We start from the raw sequence: 1,753 nt of genomic DNA on the forward strand, positions 1-1,753 counted from the left end.
CCAACCTTCGTTACATTGTCAGAGCCGCTACTTTATTCAGGCTCCTAGGATCATCTGGTGATACAGATGGTTCACTCATTAAGCGGTGAACAGCGCTTCATACGACTTCACGTCGCACGCCCCAAAACGAGTTAACGTAAATGCTCTAAGGGCAGCTTTTAGCGAAAACCAGTCATTGTAGTTCGAGCAATTTTACTTCGTATTGATATACTAATGTCATGATTAAAGTTGATTTTATGGTTGGACGATGAAAACAATAGGCAAGTTGGCTAAAGAACTTGATATAGGCGTAGAAACTATACGGTTTTATGAGCGGGAAGGCTTGATAAAACAGCCTCAAAAACCTCAAAATGGTTATCGTGTCTATGACGACTCAATCACCAAACAATTACAATTCATCTGTAAGGCCAAAGCACTTGGCTTTACTCTAAAAGAAGTGGCTTCATTGATGTCAATGGATGGCGATTGTGCCAAAGTAGAATCCCTAGGCTTGCTGAAATTGAACGTAATTCAAAATAAGATAGCTGACCTTCAACGCTTAGAAGTCGTCATAAAAGAAATGACCAATTCATGCCGCAACAATAACGATCAATCCCACTGCCCAATAATCGATTCGCTAAAATAGTATTGACTCCGTACCTACCTACGGAGTTCATACTCAAATCATTCAAATAATGTTAGACGTTAAAAATGATTAATAAGATTTTAGATAAAGTTAGCTCAGGTGGTGTTTGGCTTGCGGCTCTTAGTTGTACGGGGTGCTTCCCCGCACTCGGCTCGTTAGCATCAGCATTAGGATTAGGCTTTCTCTCTCACTTTGAGGGAATTGCTGTAAATACCTTGTTACCTATATTTGCAACTCTGGCATTGTTGGTAAATTTGTATAACTGGTATAAAAACCAAAATCATGCGAGAGGTATTCTTGGGGTTATTGGCCCTATAGCGGTTTTGTTAACCCTCTATCCACTATGGCAATACGAATGGAGCACTTATTTGTTTTATGTAGGTATTTGTTTGATGATTGTAATGTCCGTATTAGACATTGTTAAACCTTTGAAGGAGCAAACATGCAAAGTATAGAGTTAAATTCTACCATTACTTGCCCTGAGTGTGGCTTCAGTAAAACTGAAGAAATGCCAACCAACGCTTGCCAGTGGTATTATGAATGTGAATCTTGCAAAGTTCTCCTAAAGCCTTTGAAAGGCGATTGTTGCGTATATTGCTCTTATGGAACAGTGAAATGCCCGCCAATTCAAGAAGGTCAAAGTTGTTGCGATAGCTAAATGACAGTCTATTAATGGCAATGAGAAGGCATAAAAAGAAATAGTGAAATGTCAGCAATCGTATCATTGCAGCCTTTATCACTAAGTCACTCAAGGGCTGCTTTTGGCACAGAGCCGTCCTTCAGCTCTAACTCATTTTTGTCCAAATCCTAATCAGTAATACATCCACTATCCTCATAGTGACTTTTAAATAGGAGGTCACTATGAAACCAGAACTAAATCACAATGCTACTAGTGTGAAACGTCCTTTCAAGCTTGAAGAGATTTGGCGTATTCGCACTCGAATTGAAATTCAAAATAACTTGATGCAATTAGCTTTACTTAATTTGGCTATAGATAGCAAGCTATACCCGTGATCATTGAAGGTGCTTGATTTTCCGTAAAAATAGGATCATGCTACGCCACTATGAAAGTAACGCTATCTCCACAGAAGAAACAAGAACTCGAACAGATGCACGATTCCGCTCGTG

General features: G+C 39.5%; 3 protein-coding genes and 1 pseudogene. All 4 read left to right on the plus strand.

The features are described from left to right. Positions 1–247: 247 nt before the first annotated feature. Complete coding sequence (locus L1267_RS23550; RefSeq protein ID WP_010557530.1) at positions 248–625, plus strand: MerR family transcriptional regulator; 378 nt, start codon at positions 248–250, stop codon at positions 623–625. Positions 626–690: 65 nt separating this feature from the next. Beyond that, the gene (merC, locus tag L1267_RS23555; RefSeq protein ID WP_024601094.1) at positions 691–1,080 is read left to right on the plus strand and encodes an organomercurial transporter MerC; all 390 of its coding nucleotides are present in this window, start codon (positions 691–693) and stop codon (positions 1,078–1,080) included. Then, positions 1,068–1,283 (plus strand): GDCCVxC domain-containing (seleno)protein, encoded by a 216-nt coding sequence (locus L1267_RS23560; protein ID WP_076916053.1) that lies wholly within the window; start codon positions 1,068–1,070, stop codon positions 1,281–1,283. Before merC ends, L1267_RS23560 begins: the two co-directional genes overlap by 13 nt. Before the next feature lie 203 nt (positions 1,284–1,486). Continuing rightward, positions 1,487–1,630, plus strand: a pseudogene (locus L1267_RS23565) (integrase); the annotation flags it as partial. Between the last annotated feature and the right edge of the window lie 123 nt (positions 1,631–1,753).

This window comes from Pseudoalteromonas sp. OFAV1, assembly GCF_021532595.1.
Taxonomy (GTDB): Bacteria; Pseudomonadota; Gammaproteobacteria; order Enterobacterales; family Alteromonadaceae; genus Pseudoalteromonas; species Pseudoalteromonas lipolytica_C.